The organism is Micromonospora sp. WMMA1996 (assembly GCF_002573675.1).
GTDB classification, from domain to species: Bacteria; Actinomycetota; Actinomycetes; order Mycobacteriales; family Micromonosporaceae; genus Micromonospora; species Micromonospora sediminicola.
The window spans coordinates 570,042-592,983 of sequence record NZ_PDHU01000001.1 but is presented as its reverse complement, the minus strand read 5'-3'; the positions used below and the strand labels follow the sequence as shown (position 1 = coordinate 592,983).

Below are 22,942 nucleotides of genomic sequence, written 5' to 3'. Positions count from 1 at the left end.
CCCCCGGAGAGACTGTCATGAAACTCGCCCGCGACACCTGGCTGATCTTCCAGCGCCAGGCGCAACTGCTGCTGCGCAACCCCGTCTGGGTCTTCGTCGGCGTCTTCCAGCCGGTGATGTACCTGCTGCTCTTCGCCCCGCTGCTCAAGCCGGCCCTGAACGCGCCCACCCAGGCCGCCGCGTACAAGATCTTCGTACCCGGTCTGCTCGTGCTGCTGGCCATCTTCGGCGGCCTCTTCCAGGGCTTCGGCCTGATCGCCGAGCTGCGCGCCGGGGTGATCGAACGCTCCCGGGTCACCCCGGTCAGCCGACTCGCCCTGCTGCTCGGCCGATCGCTGCGCGACGTGGTCTCGCTGATCGCCCAGGCCGTCATCATCACCCTCCTGGCGCTCCTGTTCGACCTGCGCGTCTTCATCGGCTACCTGCTGCTGGCCTACCTGATGCTCGCCCTGATCGCGCTGATGACCTCGGCCGTCTCCTACGGCGTCGCGCTCAAGGTCAAGAGCGAGGACGCGCTCGCCCCGCTGATGAACACGGTCGCCCAGCCGGTCCTGCTGCTCTCCGGCATCCTGCTGCCGCTCACCTTCGCCCCCGGCTGGCTCCAGGGCGTGGCCAAGTGGAACCCGTTCTCCTGGGCCGTCGACGGCACCCGCGCCCTCTTCGGCGGCGACCTGGGCAACGACAAGGTCTGGCAGGGGCTGTTGATCACCACGGTGCTCGCCGTGGCCGGCGTGGTCTGGGCCGCCCGCCAGTTCGCCCGCAGCGTGAGATGAAAGGAAGGGCCCCCTATTAACGCATTCGGTAGAGGAAGGGCCCCCTCTTAACACCCGGGGAGAGCTGCCTCTCACTCAGGGCGGGGTGCCGGTCGGGCGCGCGTAGCGTCGGGCCGGTGCCTCGCCTCACCCGTGACCGGACCACCTGGCTGACCTACGCTCAGCTGGGCCTCTGGGGCTTCTTCCTCTACGGGTTCGGCCCCGTCGTACCGCTGCTCCGCGACGAACAGGGCACCAGCGCCGCCGTCGCCGGCCTGCACAGCACCGGCATCGCGGTCGGCGCGCTCGCCGGCGGCGCGCTGTTCGCCCCGGTCGCCCGCCGCTACGGCCGGGGCCCGGCCATCTGGCTCGGCCTCGCCGGCGTGGCCGCCGGCGTCACCACGCTCGGCCTGCTCCACCCGCTGCCCGCCACCATCGCCGCCGTGGCGGTCGTCGCCACCTTCGGCATGATGGTGATCAGCGGCGTCAACGTGGTGCTCACCGCCCGGCACGGGCCAGCCGCGCCCGCAGCGCTCACCGAGGCCAACGCCGCCTGCGCCGGCATGGGCATCCTGGCGCCGCTGACCATCGGCGTCACGGTGGACGCCGGCCTCAGCTGGCGACCGGTGATGGCCGTCGAGGTCGGGCTGATCACGCTGGTCGCGCTCGCCGCGTTGACCTTCCGGGTACGCCTGCCGCACGGCGCCCCCGCTACCGCGGCTGCCGCCGCCCCCGTTGGCGCCGCCCCCGTTGCTGCCGCGCCCGTTGGCGTCGCTCCCGCGCCCGTTGCCGCCGCGCCCGTTGCCGCCGCTGTCGCTCCCGCTGCCGTGGCTCCCGCCGCTGTCGCTTCCGGGCCGCGCGAAATCTCGCTGAGTTCTGGTCCGGGCGGAACCGCGCGTCGCCAAGTTCCCGACGCCGGGACGCGGGTGACGTCGGCGCGGTTGCCGAGGGCGTACTGGATCGCCTGGGTTCTGATGTCGGTCACCGGCTCGATTGAGGTCTGCCTGTCGCTCTGGACCGCCGACGTGCTCCGCGACCACGCCGGACTGAGTGCCGGCGGCGCGTCGGCGGGTGTCGCGGCGATCGTCTGCGGCATGTTCGTCGGCCGGGCCGCCGGTGGCCGGGCCGCGCTGCGCTGGCCACCGGTGCCGCTGCTGCTCGGCGCCCTCACCGTCTCACTCGCCGGGTTCACCCTGTTCTGGGCCAGCCCGATCGGCTGGCTGGCGGTCACCGGCCTGGTCGTGCTAGGGCTGGGCAACGCCCTCCACTACCCGCTGGCGATCTCCATCGCGCTCGCGGCCGCCGGCACGGCCACCGATCGGGCGGCGGGCTGGTCGTCGTACTCGATGGGGGTTGGTTTCGGGATCGCGCCGGTCGTGCTCGGCTGGGTGGCCGACGGCGTCGGCCCGCACCTGGCCTTCCTGCTGCTGCCCGCGTTCATCGCGGTGGCCGTGCTGCTGACCGTGCGGCTGGGCCGGGCCCTTGCTCCCGGTGTGGCGCCCGCTTGATCGACTCCACTTCGCCGAGGTGGCGGTGTCCGGCGTGCCTCGATACCGCCACTTCGGCGAACTGGTTCAGGGCACCCGGGCGAGCGTGACCCCGTCGGCGATCGGGAGCATGACGGCCTCCACCCGGACGTCGGCCAGGACCTCGTCGTTGAACGCGGCGATCGCCCGATCGTCCGCGTTGCGCGGGGCGAGCACCCGACCGGCCCGGAGCGTGTTGTCCACCGCGATCACCGCGCCGGGACGCATCCGGGGCACCAGCTCGTCCCAGTAGACCGGGTAGCCGACCTTGTCCGCGTCGATGAACGCGAAGTCGAGGTGACGCTCCCGGGGCAGCTCGCGCAGCCCGTCCGCGGCCGGCCCGATGCGCAGCTCGATCCGGTCCTGTACCCCGGCGCGGGCCCAGTAACGCCGGGCCACGTCGGTGTACTCCGCCGAGATGTCGAAGCAGGTCAGTCGACCACCGTCGGCCAGCCCCCGGGCGATCGCGAGTGAGGAGAGACCGGTGAACGTCCCCACCTCCACCGCCTGCCGCACCCCGAGCAACCGGGTCAGGAAGGTCAGGAACGCCGCCTGCTCCGGAGCGACCTGCATGTCCGCCTCGGCCGGAAGGGCCGCCCGGGTCTCCTCGGCCAGGTCGCGGACCACCTCGTCGGGGGCGGACCCGTGGGCCACCAGATAGGCGTGCAGTTCCGGGGTCAGCGGTAGCGGCTTCGTGCTCATGCCCGGACGTTAGCCGAGATGCTCGATCTCCTGGCCCCCCGGCGCGACCTTCGTCCACAGATCGACGATGCGAAGGTCCAACTCGGCGAGGAGCCGACGCAACAGGGGCAGAGACAGACCCACCACCGTGCCCGGGTCGCCCTCGATGCCGGCCAGGAACGCTCCGCCCAACCCGTCGATCGTGAACGCGCCGGCCACCGCCAGCGGCTCGCCCGTCGCCACGTACGCGGCGATCTCCTCGTCGCTGATGTCCGCGAAGTGCACCGTGGTCGAGGCGACCGCCTCCTCGCGCGACTCGTGCACCACGTCGATCAGGCAGTGCCCGGTGTGCAGCACGCCACTGCGCCCACGCATCCGCCGCCACCGCCGAGTGGCGTCCGCCGCGTCCGCCGGCTTGCCGAGAATCTCCCCGTCGAACGCGAGCACCGAGTCGCAGCCGAGCACCAGCGTGCGCTCCTCCGCGGTGGACCGCAGGCGACCGAGTACGGCCTGGGCCTTCAGCCGGGCCAGCTCGAGACACAGGTCCTCGGCCCGCTCGCTGACCACCAGCGACTCATCAACACCACTGACCAGCACGTCGGGTTCGATCCCGGCGGCCTGGAGCAGCTTGCGGCGGGCGGGACTCTGCGAGGCGAGCACGAGACGCAACGGCACGGAGTTCAGCACCCCGCCGACGCTACCGGCTGATTCTCGGTGGCGGGTCGTCGGCACGTCGTCGACGACGCCAGACGAGGTAGGCGCCGCCCGCCGCCAGCAGGGCACCCAGGGTCGCGAGCCCTCGGGCGGTGCCGTTGTCGCCACGGGCGTCGGGTGCGGCGGCGGTCGGGGCCGGGGCGGTGACGCCGGTCGACTCGAAGCCGAGCGGAGGGACGTCGGCGGTGAGCGCGGCGACCAGATCGATCACCCCGTAGCCGTACTGGTCGTCGCGGCCAGGTGGTCCCTTGTCGACGGCGGTCGCGGTCAGTCGGTGCGCGACCTCTGCGGCGGGGAGGCTGGGGTATTTGGAGCGGATGAGCGCGGCGGCACCAGCCACGATCGCGGTGGCATCGGACGTGCCGGTGCCGACCCGGTAGCCTCCGTTAAGCCCGGTGCTATAAATGTTTACAGCGGGAGCAACGACATCGATCTCCGGCCCGCTGACCGAGATGGCGGCATGGTTCCCATTGCGATCAACTCCACCAACCGCGATAACGCCCGGCTCGCTAGCTGGATAGCCGACGAGTGAAGACGTGCCTATATTGCCGGCGGCCGCGACAATTGTAACATTCGCTTGAATGGCGGCCTTGACGGCACGTTGCAGATGAGCATCGGGAGCGCCGGTTGCGGAGACGCTGATTACCTGTGCGTGACGGGAAACGGCGTAATCTATTCCTTCTGCGAGTGCCTCAGAAGTCCCGTCTCGATGGGCGGGAGATGAGTAAATTGGGAGAATTTTGGCCCTCGGCGCGATGCCCAGCGCTCCGATCGAGGAGTTCTTGGCGTGAGCGGCAATCAGTCCGGCCATCCCGGTTCCATGGCCATCTGTATCGCTTAACCCATTACCCGATCCGCCCGGGATAATGTCGGTGCCTGGTACCAAGCTGCCTGCGAGGTCGGGGTGCGGGCTCACGCCGCTGTCAGGCACTGCGACTACTACGCCCTCACCTTGGCTTAGAGCATGAGCCTCGAGTGCATGCAAGGACTTCAGGTGCCACTGGCGCTCTTCTTCTATCGCGGAAGTGTTGCTGCGAAGATGGAACGGCTGGCTGGTGGAAGCTAGCGCGTACGTGGCTGTAATGATCCAGAGCCACGCAATCCTCACCGGTTGAATCCAATTGCCGGACCTGGGTCTATAGGCCCTTCATCCTCAGGGGCTTTGACGACGGGGTCGACCCCCTCCTCCGTCTTCCAAGGGCTATCAGGATCCGAGGTGCTTCTGGTTCCGGGCTCTAGACGCCTGGATGCTCGGTTGCACGGACCGAAGGTGCCAGGACTGGCTGCGGCAGGGCTGCCACCTAGTGGATGGAAGCCTCCCATATTGGCTTGCTGGATTTGGCGCCCGATACCTGGTCGTGAACCGGCACCTCCGGTGGGAGCAGTTCCGGCTGCGCCGCCTCCAATTACGCCACCGATGGGATTCACCCGACGAGGAGAGCCGGCGGAAGGGGGTGTCAGTCCGTGAGGACTTCCTCCTATCAGGCCTCCGAGCGGTGGGCGTGAAGGAGTGCCGGGGGAAGCCGGACCCGAACTTGCGCCTCCACGAATCGGCTCTCCCAACGGAGAGGGCCGAGAGGCTGGAGGCGGCGTGGAAGGCCTGGGGCCTGTGGGGATGACTGGGCTGGCACCCACCGTTGGTGAAACGCCTGGTGAAGCCGTCGGACCCGTTGGCGGAGCTAGCGACGGTGGCGGACTAAGAGTCGAGCTTGCACCGCCGAGGACGGGGCCAACGCTAGGCGCTGTTGGCATAGGAGTTGGGCGCACCGCTGTGCGGGGATCACGCGGCTTGCTTGCGGCAGTGGTTGAAACCGCTACGGGGATAATGGGGGGGATCGTGGGCGCCGGGCTCTCGGATCCTGCGTGGACCTCATCGACCTTTGGAACGGGCCTCTGCGGAGGCTGGCGCAGCATGACCTGGGCCTGCTGGAGTTCTCCGCTCAATCCCGTCATCAACCCGCGTGCCCTGACGTTCAACCGCTCCAGGTCGTCGTCCGTCACCGGGGGCCGCTCCGGAAGCCGGCTGCCCGCCACCGCCTTCGGGTCGGCGACCGTCGTCTCGTACGCCTGCTTCTGTCGCAGCTTGGTCGCGTACTCGTCGTAGAGCGGTCGCAGTTCGGTGCGGGCGCTGCCGATGGCGCGCGCGGCGGCGGCCAGCGCGTCGTAGTTCGCGGCGGCGGCGTCGTGGGTGTGCTGTACGCGTTCGATGAGCTGGTCGAGTTCGGCGACGTACGCCCGCGCGGCCGCGTTGGTCTCGGGCGGCCACGCCTCGGCGAGCCCTCGCCGGTATTCGCGCAACCGGCTCAGGTGCGCCAGGGCCAGGTCGCAGACCTTCCGCCAGCCGGCGACCTGCTTCCACTGGCCGGTGGTGTCCTGGTCCTGCAGGCACGCCCACATGCTGGAGACGTCCATCAGCTGCCAGTCGGTGAGCCCGGCGGTGCGTCCGCCGCCCCGTTCGATCACGGCAGGACCACCTGCTGCCCCTGATCGGGTGCGGTGGGGTCGGCCAGGGGCGGCGTCGGACGGGTGACGGCGGTGGACGGGGTGGTGAGCGCCCGTTCGACGTCGGCGACCCGGGCCGAGGAGAACGCGTCCGCGTCGCCGTAGTGGGCGGCGATCCGGCCGGCGGCGTCGGCCAGCCGGCCGGTGGCGGGGGCAAGGTCCCACACCGCGCTCACGGCGGCCTTCTGGGTCTCGTGGTGGGCCTGCATGAACTGCACCAGCTCGACGAAGGCGTCGGCCGGGTTGGGCACCGGGGCCTTCATGTCGTCGGCGATGTACGACAGGTGGGGGGAGTAGTTGCGCGTGACCTCGTCCTGCAGGCGGTCGGCGAACTCGCGCATCTGTCGGATGTCGGCCTCGATGCCGCCGTAGTCGCGCAGCCAGCCGGCTGGCCGGTCGTCCTCCGGGATCATCGGACCTCCCTGCCCGTCACCGCACGGTTTCCCTGAGTGAGGTTAATGGCTCCGCGCGGATCCCGGCAGTCCCGGTACGGGTCCCGTACGCGGGGAAGGTTTCAGCGGGGGAGACCTGAGGCGCGCCACGCGCCGGGACCGGCGATCGGGCTCGCGCCGGCCGGGCGGGCGCTGCGGGACCAGTGCGAGACGGCGGCCGGCGCGGCGGCCGCGACCGGCCGGGTGCGCACGACGATCGCGCCGACCAGAGCGGCCAGCTCCTCGGCGGTGGGCACGCCACGGACGATCCGGAACATCGGCTCTTCGGCAGACATGGGCCCAGGGTACGCGTCCGGAACTCGACCTTCGTCGCACAGTGGCGTGCCGGCGGTGTGTGCGTCGGGGCGGCCGGGTACGGTTTCAGCGATGTCGAACGCGCTCCCCCAACTCGTCGCCGACCGGTACAGGCTGCTGTCACCGCTCGGCCAGGGTGGCATGGGCCGCGTCTGGAAGGCGCGGGACGAGGTGCTGCACCGGGACGTGGCCATCAAGGAACTGGTCCCGCCGCCCGGCCTCACCCCGGAGGAGCGCCGCGAGATGCGGGAACGCTCACTGCGTGAGGCGCGGGCCATCGCCCGGCTCAACAACGTCAACGTGGTCCGCATCTTCGACGTGCTGCGCACCGACGGCGACCCGTGGATCGTCATGGAATACGTCGCGTCGAAGTCGTTGCAGGACACCATCGCCGAGGACGGTCCGGTCTCGGTGGCCAAGGCGGTCGAGATCGGGCTGGGCGTGCTCGGCGCGCTGAAGGCCGCGCACAAGGCCGGGATCATGCACCGCGACGTCAAGCCGGGCAACGTGCTGCTGGGCGAGGACGGCCGGGTGGTGCTGACCGACTTCGGCCTGGCCACCATTCCCGGCGACCCGAACGTGACCCGCACCGGCATGGTGCTGGGCTCGCCCGCGTACATCTCGCCCGAGCGCGCCCGCGACGGCACCGCCGGTCCCGAGGCCGACCTCTGGTCGCTCGGCGCCACGCTCTACGCCGCCGTCGAGGGCAAGTCGCCCTACGCTCGCCCGTCGGCGATCGCCACGCTGGCCGCGCTCGCCACCGAGCCGCTGCCGCCGACGCGCAACGCCGGGCCGCTCAAGCCCGTCCTCCAGGGCCTGCTGCGCAAGGACCCGGACGAGCGGATCACCGCCGAGGTGGCGGAGCGCATGCTGCGCAAGGCCGCCGGTCGGCGGGCCAAGGGCATTTCACTGCTGGACGGCGTACGCCGGCCGGGGCCGAACGGTCCCCGCCTGCCGCGACCGCCGCTGGTGCCCGCGCCGCGCCCGGCCGACGAGGCCGAACGCGCGGACAGTTCGGCCGCCGGCGCGGTCGCCGCCACCGGGGGCGCGGCGGCAGCCGCCGCTGACCCGACGGCGAAGGTGCCGGCGCCCACCTCGGACGCCGGCCCGACCGCGAAGGTGACCCCGCCGACCGCCGAGCCGACGACGAAGCTCGACCCCACCCCGCCGGTCGACGAGACCCGGGTGGACGACGCCGACCCGGCGCTGGACGAGACCCGCCTCGACGGCGAGCCCGTTCCCGCCGCCCCGGCGCAGCGCCCGGCCCCGCCGGTCAGCCCCGCGCCACTGAGCGCCGCGCCGGTCAGCCCCGCCTCGTCGACCGGGCGGGCCACCGTGCTGCCCGGGACGAAGACGGCGCCGAACCGGCGCAACCTCCTCATCGGCGCGCTGGTGCTGGTGCTGCTGGTCGGCTTGGCGGTGGCGCTGCCGCTGCTCAACAACGGCGACGACTCCGGCGACGGCGGTCAACCGACGGCCGGCAGCTCGGTGGGGTCGGCGGCCCCGCCCGCGCCGAGCGCCAGTGCCGCCCCGCCCAGCGCGAGCGCCTCGCCGAGCAGCCCGTCGACCAGTCCGTCCCCGTCGGCCAGCCCGTCCGCGTCGGGTTTCGTGCTGCCGTCCGGCTGGCGCTACTACAAGGGCTCCAACGGCTTCCAGGTCCCGATCCCGAACGGTTGGCAGGCCCGGCCCGGCAACAACCAGGTCGTGCTCTACGAGACCGGCGGTGCCCGCCGGGTGCTGTTCATGCAGTGGACGGACCGGCCGGAGAAGGACGCGCTCGCCGACTGGCGGGAGCAGGAGCCGTACCGGCGCTCGCGCGTCAACAACTACCAGCTGGTCGACATCGTCCCCTGCAAGGGCTACTACCGCACCTGCGCCGACTGGGACTGGCTGGAGACGCGTGACAACGGCACCCGCTTCCACGTGCGCAACCGGGGCGTGGCGACGGCCAGCAACCGGGGCTACGCGCTGCGCTGGGAGGTGCCGGCGAAGGACTGGGAGGCCAACCTCGCCGCCTTCGACGTCATCACCAAGGGCTTCAAGCCCGACCGCGTCAACTGACTCGGGAATCCTGCCGTCACGAAACGTGTTCGCATGGCTTTCCGTCCTCGGGGGTATGGACACCTCTGACGACGGAAGGAGGTGCGACATGGGTTACCGACGCAGGGACACCGGCACCCGGCTGGCACTGTGGATGCTCGTCGCGCTCGGGGACGTCGTGCTGCTCCTGGTCAGCGCCGGCCTGTCCGCGCCGGTCGCGATCCTCGGCGTGCTGACGCTCACCCTCGCGGGGGTGGCGGCGTGGCGCTGGACCCGCCGCACGGCGGTGCCCGTGCCGGCCACCGCACGCCGCCGGGCCTGACCGGGCGACGACGACCCCGACGGTACGACGACAGCGGGACCGCCCCGTGGCGAGGCGGTCCCGGTGACGACGGGCGCGGGTCAGGTGTTGTTGGCCAGGGCGATCAGCCGGCTCCGGTCACCGTTCCAGTAGTTGCGGTCGACGTTGCCGCTGATCCCGGAGACGCTGCCGGTGCTGGTGTACTGCCAGAAGCTCCACACCGGCGCGCCGGCCGGCAGGGTGCCGGGCGAGCTGGCCCAGCGGGCGAGCCACAGCGGGTGGTTGGCCCACGGGCCGGTCCAGCTGCCGGTGCACTGGTTCCACCAGCTCGTCGTGGTGTAGATGACCGCGTACCGGCCGGTGCGGGACCGGTAGGTGTTGAGGAAGTCCTGGATCCAGTTGCGCATGCCGGTGGTGCTCAGGCCGTAGCAGTAGCCGCCGCTGTAGGGGTTGCCCTCGATGTCCAGCGCGGCCGGCAGGGTGCGGCTGTCGGCGGACCACGCGCCGCCGTTGCTGGCCAGGTAGTTGGCCTGGGTCGAGCCGGCGGAGATGTTGGGCCGGGCGAAGTGGTACGCCCCCCGGATCACGCCCGCGTTGTAGGCGTTGACGTAGTTCGAGTTGAAGTTCGGGTCCTTGTAGCTCGTGCCCTCGGTGGCCTTGATGAAGGCGAACTGGATGCCCGCGTTGCGCACGCTGGTCCAGTTGATGCTGCCCTGGTAGCGGGAGACGTCGATCCCGGGCGTGGTCGCGGCGGCGGCCGGTCCGGCGGTCGCCACGAGGGCCGCGGCCGCGGTGGCGGCGACGGTCAGGCCGGCGGCGAACAGCCGGCGTACGGAGAACCTGGTGTGGGCCATGGATGCCTCCAGAGGACGTCTACTGATTGACGCCCATCTTTGGAGTTAAGTGCCCTAGATCGCAATAGGGTGCAAGGAAATTTTCATCGACGGTTGTCGTGATCCCAGGTGATGGGGTGGTTCCGGATCAGCGGAGGGTGCCCGGGTCTATCGCCCAGCGGAACGGCTCGGTGACGCTCAGCGTCTCACCCGCCTTGGCCACGGCGTCCTCGACGTAGTGACCCCCGTCGAGCCGGTGCAGCCGCAGCGAGCGGCTGTCGTCGTCCTGCTCGACCAGCAGACAGAACGGGATCCGGGCGATCGCGTAGAGCTGCATCTTGACCAGCCGGTCTCTATGAGACGCGGCCGGTCGAACGACACGGCTCGGGGCGGTAGGCTCCCCGCCCATGCCCCTGATCGACGGCCTGACCACGCTCTGGGACACGCTGACCAGCGCCCAGCCGGACCCACCACCGCTGCTGGTGGTGCTCACCGCCGTCGTGGCGGTCGCGGTGGTGGCCGCCCGGGTGCCCTGGCGGATCGCCCGCAACGCGGTGACGATCGCGCACGAGGGCGGCCACGCGCTGATGGCGCTGCTCACCCGCCGCAAGCTGCACGGCATCCGGCTGCACTCGGACACGTCCGGGTTGACGCTCTCCGCCGGTCGTCCCGACGGGCCGGGCATGATCCTCACGCTGCTCGCCGGCTACGTCGCCCCGTCGCTGCTCGGCCTCGGCGGCGCGTGGCTGCTCGCGGGCAACCGGATCACGCTGCTGCTCTGGCTGGCGGTGGCGCTGCTGCTGGCCATGCTGGTGCTCATCCGCAACCTGTTCGGCGCGCTGTCGCTGCTGGTCACCGGCGGCATCGTGCTCGCCGTCTCCTGGTACACCCCGCCCGAGGTGCAGGCCGCCTTCGCCTGGACCTCGATCTGGTTCCTGCTCGTCGGCGGCGTGCGACCGGTGTTCGAGCTGCGACGTCAACGCAGCCGGGGCCGGATGCCCCAGTCGGACGCCGACCAGCTCGCCCGGCTGACGCCGTTCCCGCCGCTGTTCTGGGTGGGGTTCTTCCTGCTGGTGGCGCTCGGCGCGCTGGTCGCCGGCACGCTGCTGCTGACCGGTCCGCTCCTCGCCGACGTCGGCCTCACCGGCTGACCCGTTCCGACCTGACCCGGCACGTCCCGGCCCGACCCAGCCCGGGCCGGCCTGGCACGGCGGACGGCGATCGCGGCCCGGACCGACCGCGCCGGACAGCGGCCCTCGCCGGGACGGGGCAGAATCGGACGAATGCGATACGTGATCATCGGGGCGGGCGCGGTCGGCGGCACCATCGGCGTACTCCTCGCCGACTCCGGCCGGGACGTGACGCTGGTGGCGCGCGGCGCGCACCTGGACGCGGTGCGGGAGCGGGGCCTGACGCTGCGGACGCCGGAGCGGACGGTGACCGGCCGGCTGCCGGCGGTGGCCGGCCCGGACGGCGCGCCGCTGCCGGCCGACACCGTGCTGGTCCTGACGGTCAAGTCGCAGGACACCCAGGCGGCGCTGACCGCGTGGGCGGACGCCCCGGTCGAGGGCGGCGGAACGGCCGCCGAGCGGCTGCCGGTGCTTCTCGCCCAGAACGGCGTGGCGAACGAGCCGGCCGCGTTGCGCCTCTTCGCCCGGGTGCACCCGGTCTGCGTCTGGCTGCCCGCCACCCACCTGGAGCCGGGCGTGGTCGTCGCCAACGGGCACCCCCATCCCGGCATGCTGCACCTCGGCCGCTACCCGAGCGGCGCCGACGACACCAGCCGGGCGGTCGCCGCCGACCTGACCGCCGCCGGCTTCGTCGCCCCGGTCCGCGGCGACGTGATGCGCTGGAAGTACGGCAAGCTGCTGGTCAACCTCGGCAACGGCCTCCAGGCGTTGCTCGGCCGGGACATGCCGGAGTCGCTGTCGACGCGGGTGCGCGCCGAGGGCGAGGCGGCGTTGGCCGCCGCCGGCATCCCGCACACCAACCGCGACGAGGAGGCCGCCGAACGTGGCGACCTGGTGGCCTACCGGCCGGTCGACGGGGAGGACCGCGCCGGCGGCTCCACCTGGCAGAGCCTGGCCCGGGGCGCCGGCTCGGCCGAGACCGACCACATCAACGGGGAGATCGTGCTGCTCGGGCGGTTGCACGGGGTGCCCACCCCGGTCAACGCGGCCGTGCAGGTAGCGGTCCGCCGGGCGGTCCGCGAGCGGATCCCGGCCGGCGGGTTCCCGGTGGCCGAGCTGGAGAAATTGGTCGGCTGAGCGGGCAACCGCACCCGGTGCGCCAGGCGTCTCTCCTGCGACCGTCACGGGGGAGGTAGCAGGTGCCGGACGTCGACGGGTTCGACGAGTTCTACCGGGGGAGCCGGCAACGGCTGCTCGGTTTCGTCTACGTGCTCACCGGCAACCTCGCCGAGGCGCAGGACGCCGTGCAGGAGGCGTACATCCGGGCCTGGCAGCGGTGGTCGACGGTGCGCGGGTACGACGACCCGGAGGCCTGGCTGCGGGTGGTGGCCAGCCGGATCGCGGTGAGCCGGTGGCGCAGCCTGCGCAGCCGGGCCCGGGCCTACCTGCGACACGGTGCCGAGGAGAGCGTGCCCGGCCCGAACACCGACACGCTCGAGGTGGTGGCGGCCCTGCGGCGTCTGCCGGAGGAGCAACGCGTCGCCATCGCGCTCTACTACCTGGTCGGCATGCCGGTCGCCGAGGTGGCCCGGGAGACCGAGGCCCCGGTGGGCACGGTCAAGGCCCGGCTGTCCCGGGGGCGTGCCGCCCTGGCCGAACTGCTCACGGTCGTGGATCTGGAGGAGCCCGCCGATGCGTGACGACGACCCGGCGTTCATCGACCTGATGCAGCGGGAGCTGCACACCGTCCGCTGGCCGGAGCCGGCCGAGCTGCGGGCCCGCGCCCGCCGCCGCAGCCGCCGCACGGTGGCCGCCGCGGCCGCGGCGGTGCTGGCGCTCACCTCCGGGGCCGCGTTCGTGGCGGCCGACCGTGGCACCCCACCGGTGCCGGCCGCGGCCAGCCCGTCGGCGACCGCCTGGCGCGCCACCGACGTGCCCGCCGACGCGCTGCTGCAACCGTCGGACCTGCGTCCGGCCGTCACCACGCCGTGGAGCGAGGCGTACCTCGGCGAGGAGATCCGGCTGGACCGGATGCTGGAGGTCTGCCGGCAGGACCAGGGCCTGGGGACCGGGTGGACGAGGTCCCGCTACTCGCGGTCGGTGAGCCTCGTGCGGGAGCGGCGCGGCACCGGTGGGCAACCGGAGGGGCAGGTGCTGGCCTCGCAGGACCTCCACCGGCTCGCGCCGGAGGACGGGGAGCGGCTGTTCGACGGGCTGCCCGCGCTGCTCGCGCCCTGCCGCACGTGGCGGGCCACCGGCCCGGTCGAGTGGCGGAACCGGACGGTGCAGGCGGAGGTCGTCCACTCCTGGCAGGAAGTCGACCGGGGCTTCGCCGGTGACGAGTCGGTGATCCTGCGGCACACCGTCGAGCGGGCCCGGCGCCTCGACACCGGGGCGCCGATCGGTGACCCGAGTGGGCCGAGGGAGCAGGCGGTGGTGCGGGTCGGCGACCTCGTCACCGTGCTCTCGACCAGGGTGGACGGCAGCGAGGCGGAGCTGCGCGAACTCGCCCGGGTCGCGGTCCGGCGGATGTGCGTCGCCGCCCACCCCGGCTGCTGACACGTCGGCGCCCCCGCCGCTCTCCCGGCAGGGGCGCCGACGGCGTGGTCACAGCGGGATGTTGCCGTGCTTCTTCGGCGGCAGCGTCTCGCGCTTGGTGCGCAGCACCCGCAGCGCCCGGACGATCTGGGTACGCGTCTCGTGCGGCGGGATCACCCCGTCCACGTATCCGCGCTCGGCGGCGATGTACGGGTTGGCCAGCGTGTCCTCGTACTCGGCGATCTTCTCCGCCCGGACCGCGGCCGGGTCCTCGGCGTTGGCCAGCTCGGAGCGGTAGAGGATGTTCACCGCGCCCTGTGCGCCCATCACCGCGATCTGCGCGGTCGGCCAGGCGAAGTTCAGGTCCGCGCCCAGGTGCTTGGAGCCCATCACGTCGTACGCGCCGCCGTACGCCTTGCGGGTGATCACGGTGACCTTGGGGACGGTCGCCTCGGCGTACGCGTAGATGAGCTTCGCGCCCCGGCGGATGATGCCGTCCCACTCCTGACCGGTGCCGGGCAGGAAGCCGGGCACGTCCACGAACGTCAGCACCGGGACGTTGAACGCGTCGCAGGTGCGGACGAACCGGGCGGCCTTCTCGGACGCGGCGATGTCCAGCGTGCCGGCGAACTGCATCGGCTGGTTGGCGACCACGCCGACCGGGCGGCCCTCGACCCGGCCGAAGCCGACCACCATGTTCTGCGCGTAGAGCGGCTGCACCTCCAGGAACTCGCCGTCGTCGAGCACGTGCTCGATGACCCGGTGCATGTCGTACGGCTGGTTGGCCGAGTCCGGGATCAGCGTGTCCAGCTCCCGGTCCTCGTCGGTGATCGCCAGCTCGGCCGGCGCGTCGAACACCACCGGCTCGTCCAGGTTGTTCGACGGCAGGTACGACAGCAGCGCCTTGACGTATTCGATCGCGTCCTCCTCGTCCGTGCCGAGGTAGTGCGCGTTGCCGCTGCGGGCGTTGTGGGTGCGGGCGCCGCCCAGCTCCTCCATGCCGACGTCCTCGCCGGTGACCGTCTTGATCACGTCGGGGCCGGTGATGAACATGTGCGAGGTCTGGTCGACCATCACGGTGAAGTCGGTGACCGCCGGGGAGTAGACCGCCCCGCCCGCGCACGGGCCCATGATGAGCGAGATCTGCGGGATGACGCCGCTGGCCCGCACGTTGCGGAAGAAGATCTCGCCGTAGAGGCCGAGCGAGGCGACGCCCTCCTGGATCCGCGCGCCGCCGGAGTCGTTGATCCCGACCACCGGGCAGCCGATCTTCATGGCCAGGTCCATCAGCTTGACGATCTTCTCGCCGAAGACCTCGCCCAGCGAGCCGCCGAAGACGGTGAAGTCCTGCGCGAAGACGCAGATCTGCCGGCCGTCCACGGTGCCGTAGCCGGTCACCACCCCGTCCCCGTACGGGCGGGTCTTCTCCAGCCCGAAGTTGGTGGAGCGGTGGCGGGCGAACTCGTCCAGCTCGACGAAGGAGCCCTCGTCGAGGAGCATCTCGATCCGCTCCCGGGCGGTCTTCTTGCCCCGCGCGTGCTGCTTCTCGACCGCGCGTGCCGACCCGGCGTGCACCGCCTCGTCGAGCCGTCGCTCCAGGTCCGCCAGCTTGCCGGCGGTCGTGTGGATGTTGATCCCGGTCTCGGTAGTCACCCGTGGAATATAACGATGGTTCAGGTGCGTGAGGTTGTGCAGTGCGCCTCACCCCGGGCCGTAGGCTGGCGGGATGCCCGGCTCGCCGTACACCGACCTGGACCGACCGCCGCTGTCGGCGGCCCGGCTGCGCCGCGCGCTGGTCGCGCCGCACGGGCCGTGGCGCCGGCTGGAGTTGCTGGCGGAGACCGGCTCGACCAACGCCGACGTGGTGACGGCGGCGCGGGCCGGCGAGCCGGAGGGCCTGGTGGTGGTCGCCGAGCGGCAGACCGCCGGCCGGGGCCGGCGCGGCCGGGTCTGGCAGTCGCCGCCGCGTGCCGGCATCGCGGCCAGCGTCCTGCTCCGGCCGGGCGAGGCGGTCGCCGAGCGCGGCTGGGCGCCCGTGCCGGCCACCGGGTACGGCTGGCTGCCGTTGCTGGCCGGCGTCGCGCTGGTCGAGGCGGTACGCCGGCTGGCCGAGGTGGACGCCCGGCTGAAGTGGCCGAACGACCTGCTGGTCGACGGCGCGAAGTGCGCCGGCGTGCTGGCCGAGGCGGTACCCGGCGACGCCGCCCAACCGCCGGCGATCGTGGTCGGGGTCGGCCTGAACGTGACGCTGCGCGCCGACGAGCTGCCGGAGAACCCGACCGGCCTGCCGGCCACCTCGCTCCGGCTCGCCGGCGCCACCGCCACCGACCGGGACCCGCTGGTGCGGGCGCTGCTGCGCGCGCTCGCCGACTGGTACGAGCGCTGGCGCGACGCCGGTGGTGACGCGGTGGCCAGCGGGCTGCGCGACGCGTACCTGGGCGGGTGCGCCACGGTGGGCCGCCAGGTGCGGGTCTTGCTGCCGGACGGCCGCGAGGTGCACGGCACGGCGACCGGCGTGGACCCGGACGGGCAGCTCCTGGTGGACGCGGCCGGTGAGACGCTCCGTCTCGCCGCCGGCGACGTGCTCCACCTGAGGTGAAAGGAAGGGCCCCCTATTAACGCCTCCGGTAGAGGAAGGGCCCCCTCTTAACACCCACGGGGCAGCCGCCCGCGCGGCCGATGCCGCCGGGGTGCGCCGGCCGGTTACGGTCAGCGCGTCCGGTTCTGCGAGGAGGTTCGAAGTGGCGTTCCCCGAAGACGTGCTCACCGAGGACGAGCACGTCGTGCTGCACCTGCACCCGCACTGGAAGGCCCTGATCCGGCCGATCCTGGTGCTGGTGCTCACCGTCGCGGCGGTGGTCGCGGGCTGGGTCCTGCTGCCCGACGGCGACGGCGGCACCATCGCGCTCTACGCCATCGCCGGGCTCGGCCTGGTGCTGGCGTTGTGGTGGGGGCTCTGGCCGTTCCTGGTCTGGCGCACCACGCACTACCTCTTCACCAACGAGCGGGTGCTGCTCCAGGAGGGGGTGTTCTCGCGCAACCGGCGGGACCTGCCGCTGACCCGGATCAACGACCACGCCATGCACCAGAAGTTCGTCGAGCGGATGCTCGGCTGCGGCACGCTCACCATCGAGTCGGCCGGCGAGCGGGGCCAGTCGGTGCTCGCCGACGTACCGCACGTGGACAGGGTGCAGACGAAGCTCTACGAGCTGGTCGAGGCCCAGCACGACAAGCACAGCCTGGGTGACGGCGAGATGCGCGAGATCCTGGCCGACATGGCCGAGGGCAAGCCGCTGCGCGACCCGTCCTGACGTACGCCGCGGCCCCCGTCCGGGTGGGCGGGGGCGGCGAGGTCGGTCGGTCAGCGGCGGGCGCGCCGCGGTTGGAGCTCGGCGGCGAGTTCCGCGTCCAGGTCCGCGCCGAGGGCGCCGCCCAGGCCGGCGTCGGCCGGTGCGGTACGCCCCTGGGGCGGGGAGTAGTCGGCCACCGCCCGCCCTCCGGCGCCCAGTGGCGGTTCCTCCTCCTCCAGCTCGCTGACGGACTCGGCCAGCTCGGCCACCGGGTCCATCTCGGCGACGTTGTCCCACTCGTCGCGTGGCACCGAGTGCCAGGTCTCCTCGGCGTGCTTCGGCACCGGCTGGAAGACGAACGTGCGGTAGGACCAGAAACGGAAGAGCGTGGCCAGCAGGACACCGATCGTCTTCGCCACGTTGAGCGCCAGCAGGCCGTGGACGCCGAGGCCGTACTTGGCCAGGGCCAGCACACCAAGTTCGATGAGCAGGCCGGCGCCGTTGAACAGGAAGAACAGGGCGTATTCGCGCCGTAGCGCCGATTTCGGTCGATCGCGGTACGTCCAGTGACGATTCATCAGATACGACGTGATGGTCGCGACGATCGTCGCGATCACTGTCGCCTTCAGCTGGCCGTCGCGAAAAACCGTGAGTGCCAACGCATTGAACACCGCGTAATTGATGACGGTGTTGATGCCGCCGACGATGCCGAATTTGAGCGCCTCGTGGATGAACTTCTGCCAGCGCTCGGGCAGCAGACGGACTCCAGGCATGCGGAACACCTTAGGGCAGTGGGCAGGGCCGGCTGGGCCCGGCGGGTCGGGATGGGCGGTGGGTCACGCCCCGGACTCTCGGTCGTGGCTCGTTGCCGGAACGGGGGGAGTTCCCGCCTCGACGAAGACGAACCGTCGGTAGGACCAGAACCGGAACAGTGTGCCCAGGCCGGTGCCGACGATGAAGCTGGCGATGTTGTCGGCCAGCGGGGTCTGGAACACCCCCGGCCAGATCGCCCCCAGGCCGTAGCGGCTGATCGCCAGGCAGGCCACCGCGATGCCGAGGCCCACGCCGTTGAAGAAGAAGAACAGCGCGTACTCGCGGGCGGGGTTGGACCGTTGGCGGTGCCGCCAGGTCCAGAACCGGTTGCCGAGGAAGGCGATGGTCGCGGCGATGACGGTGGAGATCGTCTTGGCCGCCAGGGGCGGCATGCCCCGACCGCTCGCCAGATAGTTGAAGAGGGCGAAGTCCACCAGGAAGGCGAAGCCGCCGACGGTGGCGAACTTGCTCAACTCGTGGATCAGGTGGCCGAAACGGTGGAGGAGAGCCCCGATCGGACCCCGACGGGTCTGCGGGGCACCCGGTTGGTCCCCGGTCATCGTCGCGGCCACCCGCCGAGAGTACCGGTTGCACGGTAGGGGGACCGACCGCAACGGCGAGTCGGCCGGGGCAACTTGGACGCCGGCGTTCCGCTCGGTCCTCCCCGCCGGCGAGCCGCCGCCCTTTTCGGTGGTCCGTGAGCAGAGCGTAACCGGCTGTACGAATGTGTGGAGCACATCACGGAATCGCCTTTCGTGACATCCCCGTGTGCATCCGCGGATCGGACGTCGTGACCGGACGGGTGGCGGACCGGGCCGGCGAAGGTTCACCGCAGGATTTGCGTGAAACTGCGCGCGAAAGCGGGTATCAGATCGCGATGCCGCAGCGTGGCCGTACCTTGTGCAGTTCTTCACAACCAGTCCCACTGACTGGCGAGGCAGCCCGGTTTACGCTGAGCCCAATCCCAGGTTTCCACGACGGCGGCGCACTCGCCCGCCAGAGCTCGTGCATCCCATAGATCGGTCAGCGTCGACCACAAGGAGATGTGACATGGTTGCTCCGGCTACTGTTCGGGGTATCGATCAGGCCCCGACGTCCCACCCCAAACTGCTCTCCTGGGTACGTGAGGTCGCGGAACTGACCACCCCCGACCGCGTGGTCTGGGTGGACGGGTCCGACGAGGAGTGGCGTCGCCTCACCGACGAACTCGTCGACAACGGCACCCTGGTCCGGCTGAATCCCGAGAAGAAGCCGAACTCGTTCTACGCGCGGACGGACCCGACGGACGTCGCCCGGGTCGAGGAGCGCACCTTCATCTGCTCCGTCGACGAGGCGGACGCCGGCCCCACCAACAACTGGATGGCGCCGGCCGAGATGAAGCGGACGATGACGGACCTCTACCGCGGCAGCATGCGCGGTCGCACCATGTACGTCATCCCGTTCTGCATGGGGCCGGTCGAGGCCGAGAACCCCATGTTCGGCGTCGAGATCACCGACAGCCCGTACGTGGTCGCCTCGATGCGGATCATGACCCGGATGGGGTCGTCGGTCCTGGAGGCGATGGGCGACGACGCCGACTTCGTGCACGCGCTGCACTCGATCGGCGCGCCGCTGGCGCCCGGCCAGCAGGACGTGGCCTGGCCGTGCAACGAGACCAAGTACATCTCGCACTTCCCGGAGACCCGGGAGATCTGGTCCTACGGCTCCGGCTACGGCGGCAACTCGCTGCTCGGCAAGAAGTGCTACTCCCTGCGTATCGCCAGCGTGATGGGGCGGGACGAGGGCTGGCTCGCCGAGCACATGCTCATCCTCAAGATCACCTCGCCCGAGGGCAAGGTCTACCACATCGCCGGCGCGTTCCCGTCGGCCTGCGGCAAGACCAACCTCGCCATGCTGGAGCCGACCATCCCGGGTTGGAAGGTCGAGACCATCGGCGACGACATCGCCTGGATGCGCTTCGGCCCGGACGGCCGCCTCTACGCGGTCAACCCGGAGTACGGCCTGTTCGGCGTCGCGCCCGGCACCGACTGGAAGACCAACGCCAACGCCATGCGCACGCTGGACCGCGGCAACTCCATCTTCACCAACGTCGCGCTCACCGACGACGGCGACATCTGGTGGGAGGGCATGGGTGAGCCGCCGGCCCACCTGATCGACTGGAAGGGCAACGACTGGACGCCGGAGAGCGACAACCTCTCCTCGCACGCGAACAGCCGGTTCTGCACCCCGATCACCCAGTGCCCGATTCTGGCCGAGGACTACTACGACCCGAACGGCGTGCCGATCGACGCGATCCTGTTCGGCGGCCGGCGGCGGGACACCGTCCCGCTGGTGACCGAGGCACGCGACTGGGTGCACGGCGTCTACATGGGCGCGACGCTCTCCTCGGAGACCACCGCCGCCGCGTCCGGCGCGGTCGGCGTGGTGCGGCGCGACCCGATGGCCATGCTGCCGTTCATCGGCTACCACGCCGGTGACTACTTCCGGCACTGGATCGAGATGGGCAAGGGCGCCGACGGCGACGAGGCCAAGCTGCCCAAGATCTACTACGTCAACTGGTTCCGCAAGGACGCCGAGGGCAGCTTCCTCTGGCCGGGCTTCGGCGAGAACTCCCGGGTGCTCAAGTGGGTCATCGAGCGCCTGGAGGGAACGGCCGACGCGGTGGAGACCCCGATCGGCATGGTCCCGGCGCAGGACGCGCTGGACGTCGAGGGCCTCGACATGACGCCCGAGGACGTCCGGATCGCCCTGAAGGTGGACCCGGAGGAGTGGCGCAAGGAGCTGCCGCTGGTCACCGAGTGGTTCGAGAAGTTCGGGGACAAGCTCCCCGGCGTGCTCTGGGCCGAGCTGGACGCGCTGCGCGCCCGGCTGGACGCGGAGCCGCAGAAGTAACAGGTGTGCCGGTTGCCCGCACCGGGCAACATCGGATGCCATGAGGACGGCCGCCGAACCTGTCGAGGTCCGGCGGCCGTCCGCCGTCCGGGCGCTGACCACGCTGCTCGCCGAAGGAGTTCGGCCTCGCGGTCCGCACGGGCTGGGCGATGCTCCGGTCGCTGGGCTTCGTGCTGCTGATCGGGCAGGTGAACAAGGGCCGGGTGGGTGCCCGGCCGTTCGGGCTGATCCTCGCGGTGACCACGATCTTCGCGGTCGGGCGGCTGATCGTGCCCCGGGAAGGGGTGCCCGCGCTGCCCGGCCTGGTCGGGTTCGCCGCGCTCAGCGCGCTCTGTGTCGCCGTGGTGGTGCTGCTCTACCGCTCCGACGCGGTCCGCGCCCACCTGGTCCGGCACCGCAAGGGCCTGGTCGTCGAGGGCGGCACCATCTCCTGGCGGGAGGTGGTGCCGAAGCGCCCGCAGGCGAACGGCTGGCTGCTCACCGCCCGGGTCGCCGCGTTCACCTACAGCCCGCTGATGCTGGTGCCGGCGCTGGTGGCGACCGGGTCCGTGCTGGACGGGCGGATCGCCGCCGTACCCGCCCTGTTCCTCTGGTTCGGCGCCGGCATCGCGGTCAGCTACGCGGTGCTGTTCTGCACCGCGTTCCTGCTGCGCGGCCGCGGCTGGGCGCGCCGGGCGCTGGTCGTCGTCACGCTCGGCGTGCTCGCGCTCGACCTGCCGCTCTGCTGGTGGCTGCTCGGCGTCGACGGCCTGATCCGCGACGGCGCCCCCTTGCTGACCGCCGCCGCCCTCACCCTCTACTCCCTCCACCGCACCACCCCCACCCCCTGACCCACGTCCTGCCCGCCCGCCTCGTGCGGGGGAGCGCGTCGATCATGAGGTTGGCGGCGGTCGGGGAGATCGAACGTGCCGCCAACTTCATGATCGACGAAGTGGGGGTGGCGCGGTGCGGGGGCGGGGGGAGGGGTGCCGGGGGAGGATGTGGGGGTGGTGGGCGCGGTGTGGGACGTCGTGGTGGTGGGGGCGGGGCCGGCCGGGGCGGCGGCGGCGCTCGCGGCACGGCGGGCGGGCGCGGCCCGGGTCCTGCTGCTCGACCGGTACGACTTCCCACGCGACAAGGCGTGCGGGGACGGCATCGCCGCGCACGCGTTGGACGTGCTCGCCGAGCTGGGCGTGACCGACGCCGTCGACGGATACCCGCCGCTGCCCGCGCTGCGACTGGTCGGGCCCGGTGGCGGCACGGTGGCCCGGGCGCTTCCCCGGCCCGCGTACACGGTGCCCCGGAAGGTGTTCGACGCGCGCCTGGTCCGGGCGGCGGTCGAGGCCGGGGTGGAGCTGCGGCGGCACACCGTCCGCGCGGTGGAGGTGGGCGCCGACCGGGTGGTGCTCGACGGGGACCTGGCCGGTCGGGCGGTGGTCGGCGCGGACGGCGCCGGGTCGGTGCTGCGCCGGGCGCTCGGGCACCCGGTGAACCCGGACCGGCACCTCGCGCTCGCCATCCGGGGCTACGCGCCCGCGCCGCCCGGCCCGCCCGAGCAGCTCATCGTCACGTCGGCGGAGCGCTGGCCCGCGTACGCCTGGGCCTTTCCGATCGGGGACGGGCGCGCGAACGTCGGGTACGGGGAGGTGTTGCGCGGTGAGCCGTTGACCCGCGCCCACCTGGTCGACCGGATGGCCGCGCTGCTGCCCGGCACCGACCCCGCCACGGTGACCGACCTGCGCGCGCACCACCTGCCGCTCTCCACCCACCGGCCGGCGCCCGGGCGGGGCCGGGTGCTGCTGGCCGGCGACGCGCTGTCGTTGATCAACCCGTTCACCGGTGAGGGGATCTTCTACGCGCTGCGCTCCGGCGCCCTGGCCGGTGCGGCGGCGGCGGCCGGCGCGCCCGCCGACGCGGCCCGTCGGTACGCCGCCGCGCTGCGCGCCCGGCTCGGCGTCCACCTGCGGCACAGTTCGGCGGCGGCCTGGCTGGCCCGGCGCCGGTGGGTGGTCGACGCGGTGATCGGGGCCGCCGGTCGGGACGAGCGGGTCTACCGGACGGTGGTGGAGCTGGGGCTCGGCGACGGGCGCCTGGACGCCCGCACGCTCGCCGCCGTCGCGGCCGGGGTGCCGCGCCCGCGTGGGGCCGGGAACGACCGGCCGTCCCGCGATGCGCCACCGCGGCACTGATCTTTCCGCGGGGTCG

Annotated in this window: 23 protein-coding genes and 1 pseudogene; 14 read left to right on the top strand and 10 right to left on the bottom strand. The window is 72.0% G+C overall.

The features are described from left to right. Positions 1-17: 17 nt before the first annotated feature. The gene (locus COO58_RS02825; RefSeq protein WP_091582186.1) at positions 18-773 is read left to right on the top strand and encodes an ABC transporter permease; all 756 of its coding nucleotides are present in this window, start codon (positions 18-20) and stop codon (positions 771-773) included. 116 nt (positions 774-889) lie between these two features. Continuing rightward, on the top strand, positions 890-2,260 hold the full coding sequence (locus COO58_RS02820; protein ID WP_098743709.1) for a sugar MFS transporter: 1,371 nt from the start codon (positions 890-892) through the stop codon (positions 2,258-2,260). A 66-nt stretch (positions 2,261-2,326) separates the two neighbouring features. Here the strand turns inward: COO58_RS02820 and COO58_RS02815 are convergent, their stop codons facing one another. The 3 genes from COO58_RS02815 to COO58_RS02805 are packed head-to-tail and all read right to left on the bottom strand — an operon-like array spanning position 2,327 to position 4,691. Beyond that, the gene (locus COO58_RS02815; protein WP_098743707.1) at positions 2,327-2,980 is read right to left on the bottom strand and encodes an O-methyltransferase; all 654 of its coding nucleotides are present in this window, start codon (positions 2,978-2,980) and stop codon (positions 2,327-2,329) included. A 9-nt stretch (positions 2,981-2,989) separates the two neighbouring features. After that, positions 2,990-3,646, bottom strand: a complete 657-nt coding sequence (locus tag COO58_RS02810; RefSeq protein ID WP_098743705.1) for a nucleoside triphosphate pyrophosphatase — start codon at positions 3,644-3,646, stop codon at positions 2,990-2,992. Between the two features lie 10 nt (positions 3,647-3,656). Beyond that, positions 3,657-4,691 (bottom strand): S8 family serine peptidase, encoded by a 1,035-nt coding sequence (locus tag COO58_RS02805; RefSeq protein WP_255292677.1) that lies wholly within the window; start codon positions 4,689-4,691, stop codon positions 3,657-3,659. Positions 4,692-5,536: 845 nt separating this feature from the next. On the opposite strand from COO58_RS02805, the gene COO58_RS31180 reads away from it, so the two are divergent. Then, positions 5,537-6,160, top strand: a complete 624-nt coding sequence (locus COO58_RS31180; RefSeq protein WP_176558727.1) for a hypothetical protein — start codon at positions 5,537-5,539, stop codon at positions 6,158-6,160. Here the strand turns inward: COO58_RS31180 and COO58_RS02790 are convergent. After that, entirely contained in the window at positions 6,133-6,588 is a 456-nt protein-coding gene (locus COO58_RS02790) for a hypothetical protein (protein ID WP_091582168.1), read from the bottom strand. The genes COO58_RS31180 and COO58_RS02790 overlap by 28 nt on opposite strands. A 101-nt stretch (positions 6,589-6,689) precedes the next feature. After that, positions 6,690-6,902 carry an acyl-CoA carboxylase subunit epsilon gene (locus tag COO58_RS02785; protein WP_091582164.1) on the bottom strand — a complete coding sequence of 71 codons (213 nt, stop codon included), beginning with the start codon at positions 6,900-6,902 and terminating at the stop codon, positions 6,690-6,692. 91 nt (positions 6,903-6,993) lie between these two features. Between COO58_RS02785 and COO58_RS02780 the strand changes: the two genes are divergently transcribed. Both COO58_RS02780 and COO58_RS02775 read left to right on the top strand, forming a co-directional pair. Then, positions 6,994-8,982: a serine/threonine-protein kinase gene (locus COO58_RS02780; protein ID WP_098743702.1), complete on the top strand. Its 1,989-nt coding sequence runs from the start codon at positions 6,994-6,996 to the stop codon at positions 8,980-8,982. Positions 8,983-9,070: 88 nt separating this feature from the next. Next, positions 9,071-9,283: a hypothetical protein gene (locus COO58_RS02775; RefSeq protein WP_091582158.1), complete on the top strand. Its 213-nt coding sequence runs from the start codon at positions 9,071-9,073 to the stop codon at positions 9,281-9,283. Between the two features lie 80 nt (positions 9,284-9,363). Here the strand turns inward: COO58_RS02775 and COO58_RS02770 are convergent, their stop codons facing one another. Next, entirely contained in the window at positions 9,364-10,116 is a 753-nt protein-coding gene (locus tag COO58_RS02770) for a GH25 family lysozyme (RefSeq protein ID WP_091582155.1), read from the bottom strand. Positions 10,117-10,243: 127 nt separating this feature from the next. Beyond that, a complete protein-coding gene (locus COO58_RS02765; RefSeq protein WP_369700167.1) occupies positions 10,244-10,432 on the bottom strand; it encodes a hypothetical protein in 189 nt (62 codons plus the stop codon). A gap of 70 nt (positions 10,433-10,502) precedes the next feature. Here COO58_RS02765 and COO58_RS02760 point away from each other — a divergent pair, with 70 nt between their 5' ends. The 4 genes from COO58_RS02760 (at position 10,503) to COO58_RS02745 (ending at position 13,784) form a co-directional block, all read left to right on the top strand. Continuing rightward, the gene (locus tag COO58_RS02760; RefSeq protein WP_098743700.1) at positions 10,503-11,246 is read left to right on the top strand and encodes a M50 family metallopeptidase; all 744 of its coding nucleotides are present in this window, start codon (positions 10,503-10,505) and stop codon (positions 11,244-11,246) included. Between the two features lie 132 nt (positions 11,247-11,378). Beyond that, the gene (locus COO58_RS02755) at positions 11,379-12,362 is read left to right on the top strand and encodes a ketopantoate reductase family protein (protein WP_098743699.1); all 984 of its coding nucleotides are present in this window, start codon (positions 11,379-11,381) and stop codon (positions 12,360-12,362) included. Positions 12,363-12,424: 62 nt separating this feature from the next. After that, positions 12,425-12,925 (top strand): SigE family RNA polymerase sigma factor, encoded by a 501-nt coding sequence (locus COO58_RS02750; protein WP_091582142.1) that lies wholly within the window; start codon positions 12,425-12,427, stop codon positions 12,923-12,925. Continuing rightward, on the top strand, positions 12,918-13,784 hold the full coding sequence (locus COO58_RS02745) for a hypothetical protein (RefSeq protein WP_091582138.1): 867 nt from the start codon (positions 12,918-12,920) through the stop codon (positions 13,782-13,784). The genes COO58_RS02750 and COO58_RS02745 overlap by 8 nt, the downstream gene beginning before the upstream one ends. Positions 13,785-13,832: 48 nt before the next feature. Here the strand turns inward: COO58_RS02745 and COO58_RS02740 are convergent, their stop codons facing one another. After that, positions 13,833-15,416 (bottom strand): acyl-CoA carboxylase subunit beta, encoded by a 1,584-nt coding sequence (locus tag COO58_RS02740; RefSeq protein ID WP_091582135.1) that lies wholly within the window; start codon positions 15,414-15,416, stop codon positions 13,833-13,835. Between the two features lie 73 nt (positions 15,417-15,489). On the opposite strand from COO58_RS02740, the gene COO58_RS02735 reads away from it, so the two are divergent. Both COO58_RS02735 and COO58_RS02730 read left to right on the top strand, forming a co-directional pair. Further along, on the top strand, positions 15,490-16,362 hold the full coding sequence (locus COO58_RS02735) for a biotin--[acetyl-CoA-carboxylase] ligase (protein ID WP_091582133.1): 873 nt from the start codon (positions 15,490-15,492) through the stop codon (positions 16,360-16,362). A gap of 142 nt (positions 16,363-16,504) precedes the next feature. After that, the gene (locus tag COO58_RS02730; RefSeq protein WP_091582131.1) at positions 16,505-17,074 is read left to right on the top strand and encodes a PH domain-containing protein; all 570 of its coding nucleotides are present in this window, start codon (positions 16,505-16,507) and stop codon (positions 17,072-17,074) included. Between the two features lie 50 nt (positions 17,075-17,124). On the opposite strand, the gene COO58_RS02725 is transcribed toward COO58_RS02730, so the two are convergent. Both COO58_RS02725 and COO58_RS02720 read right to left on the bottom strand, forming a co-directional pair. Beyond that, the gene (locus COO58_RS02725) at positions 17,125-17,826 is read right to left on the bottom strand and encodes a GtrA family protein (protein WP_091582129.1); all 702 of its coding nucleotides are present in this window, start codon (positions 17,824-17,826) and stop codon (positions 17,125-17,127) included. Positions 17,827-17,889: 63 nt separating this feature from the next. Further along, the gene (locus COO58_RS02720) at positions 17,890-18,780 is read right to left on the bottom strand and encodes a GtrA family protein (RefSeq protein WP_245666890.1); all 891 of its coding nucleotides are present in this window, start codon (positions 18,778-18,780) and stop codon (positions 17,890-17,892) included. 136 nt (positions 18,781-18,916) lie between these two features. Between COO58_RS02720 and COO58_RS02715 the strand changes: the two genes are divergently transcribed. The 3 genes and pseudogenes from COO58_RS02715 to COO58_RS02705 all read left to right on the top strand — a co-directional run bounded on the left by COO58_RS02715 (position 18,917) and on the right by COO58_RS02705 (position 22,926). After that, positions 18,917-20,758, top strand: coding sequence for a phosphoenolpyruvate carboxykinase (GTP) (locus tag COO58_RS02715; protein ID WP_098743697.1), 1,842 nt, complete (start codon positions 18,917-18,919; stop codon positions 20,756-20,758). Positions 20,759-20,798: 40 nt separating this feature from the next. Next, a pseudogene (locus tag COO58_RS02710) lies at positions 20,799-21,588 on the top strand (hypothetical protein). A gap of 168 nt (positions 21,589-21,756) precedes the next feature. After that, positions 21,757-22,926 (top strand): geranylgeranyl reductase family protein, encoded by a 1,170-nt coding sequence (locus COO58_RS02705; RefSeq protein ID WP_098746055.1) that lies wholly within the window; start codon positions 21,757-21,759, stop codon positions 22,924-22,926. The last annotated feature ends 16 nt before the right edge of the window (positions 22,927-22,942 follow it).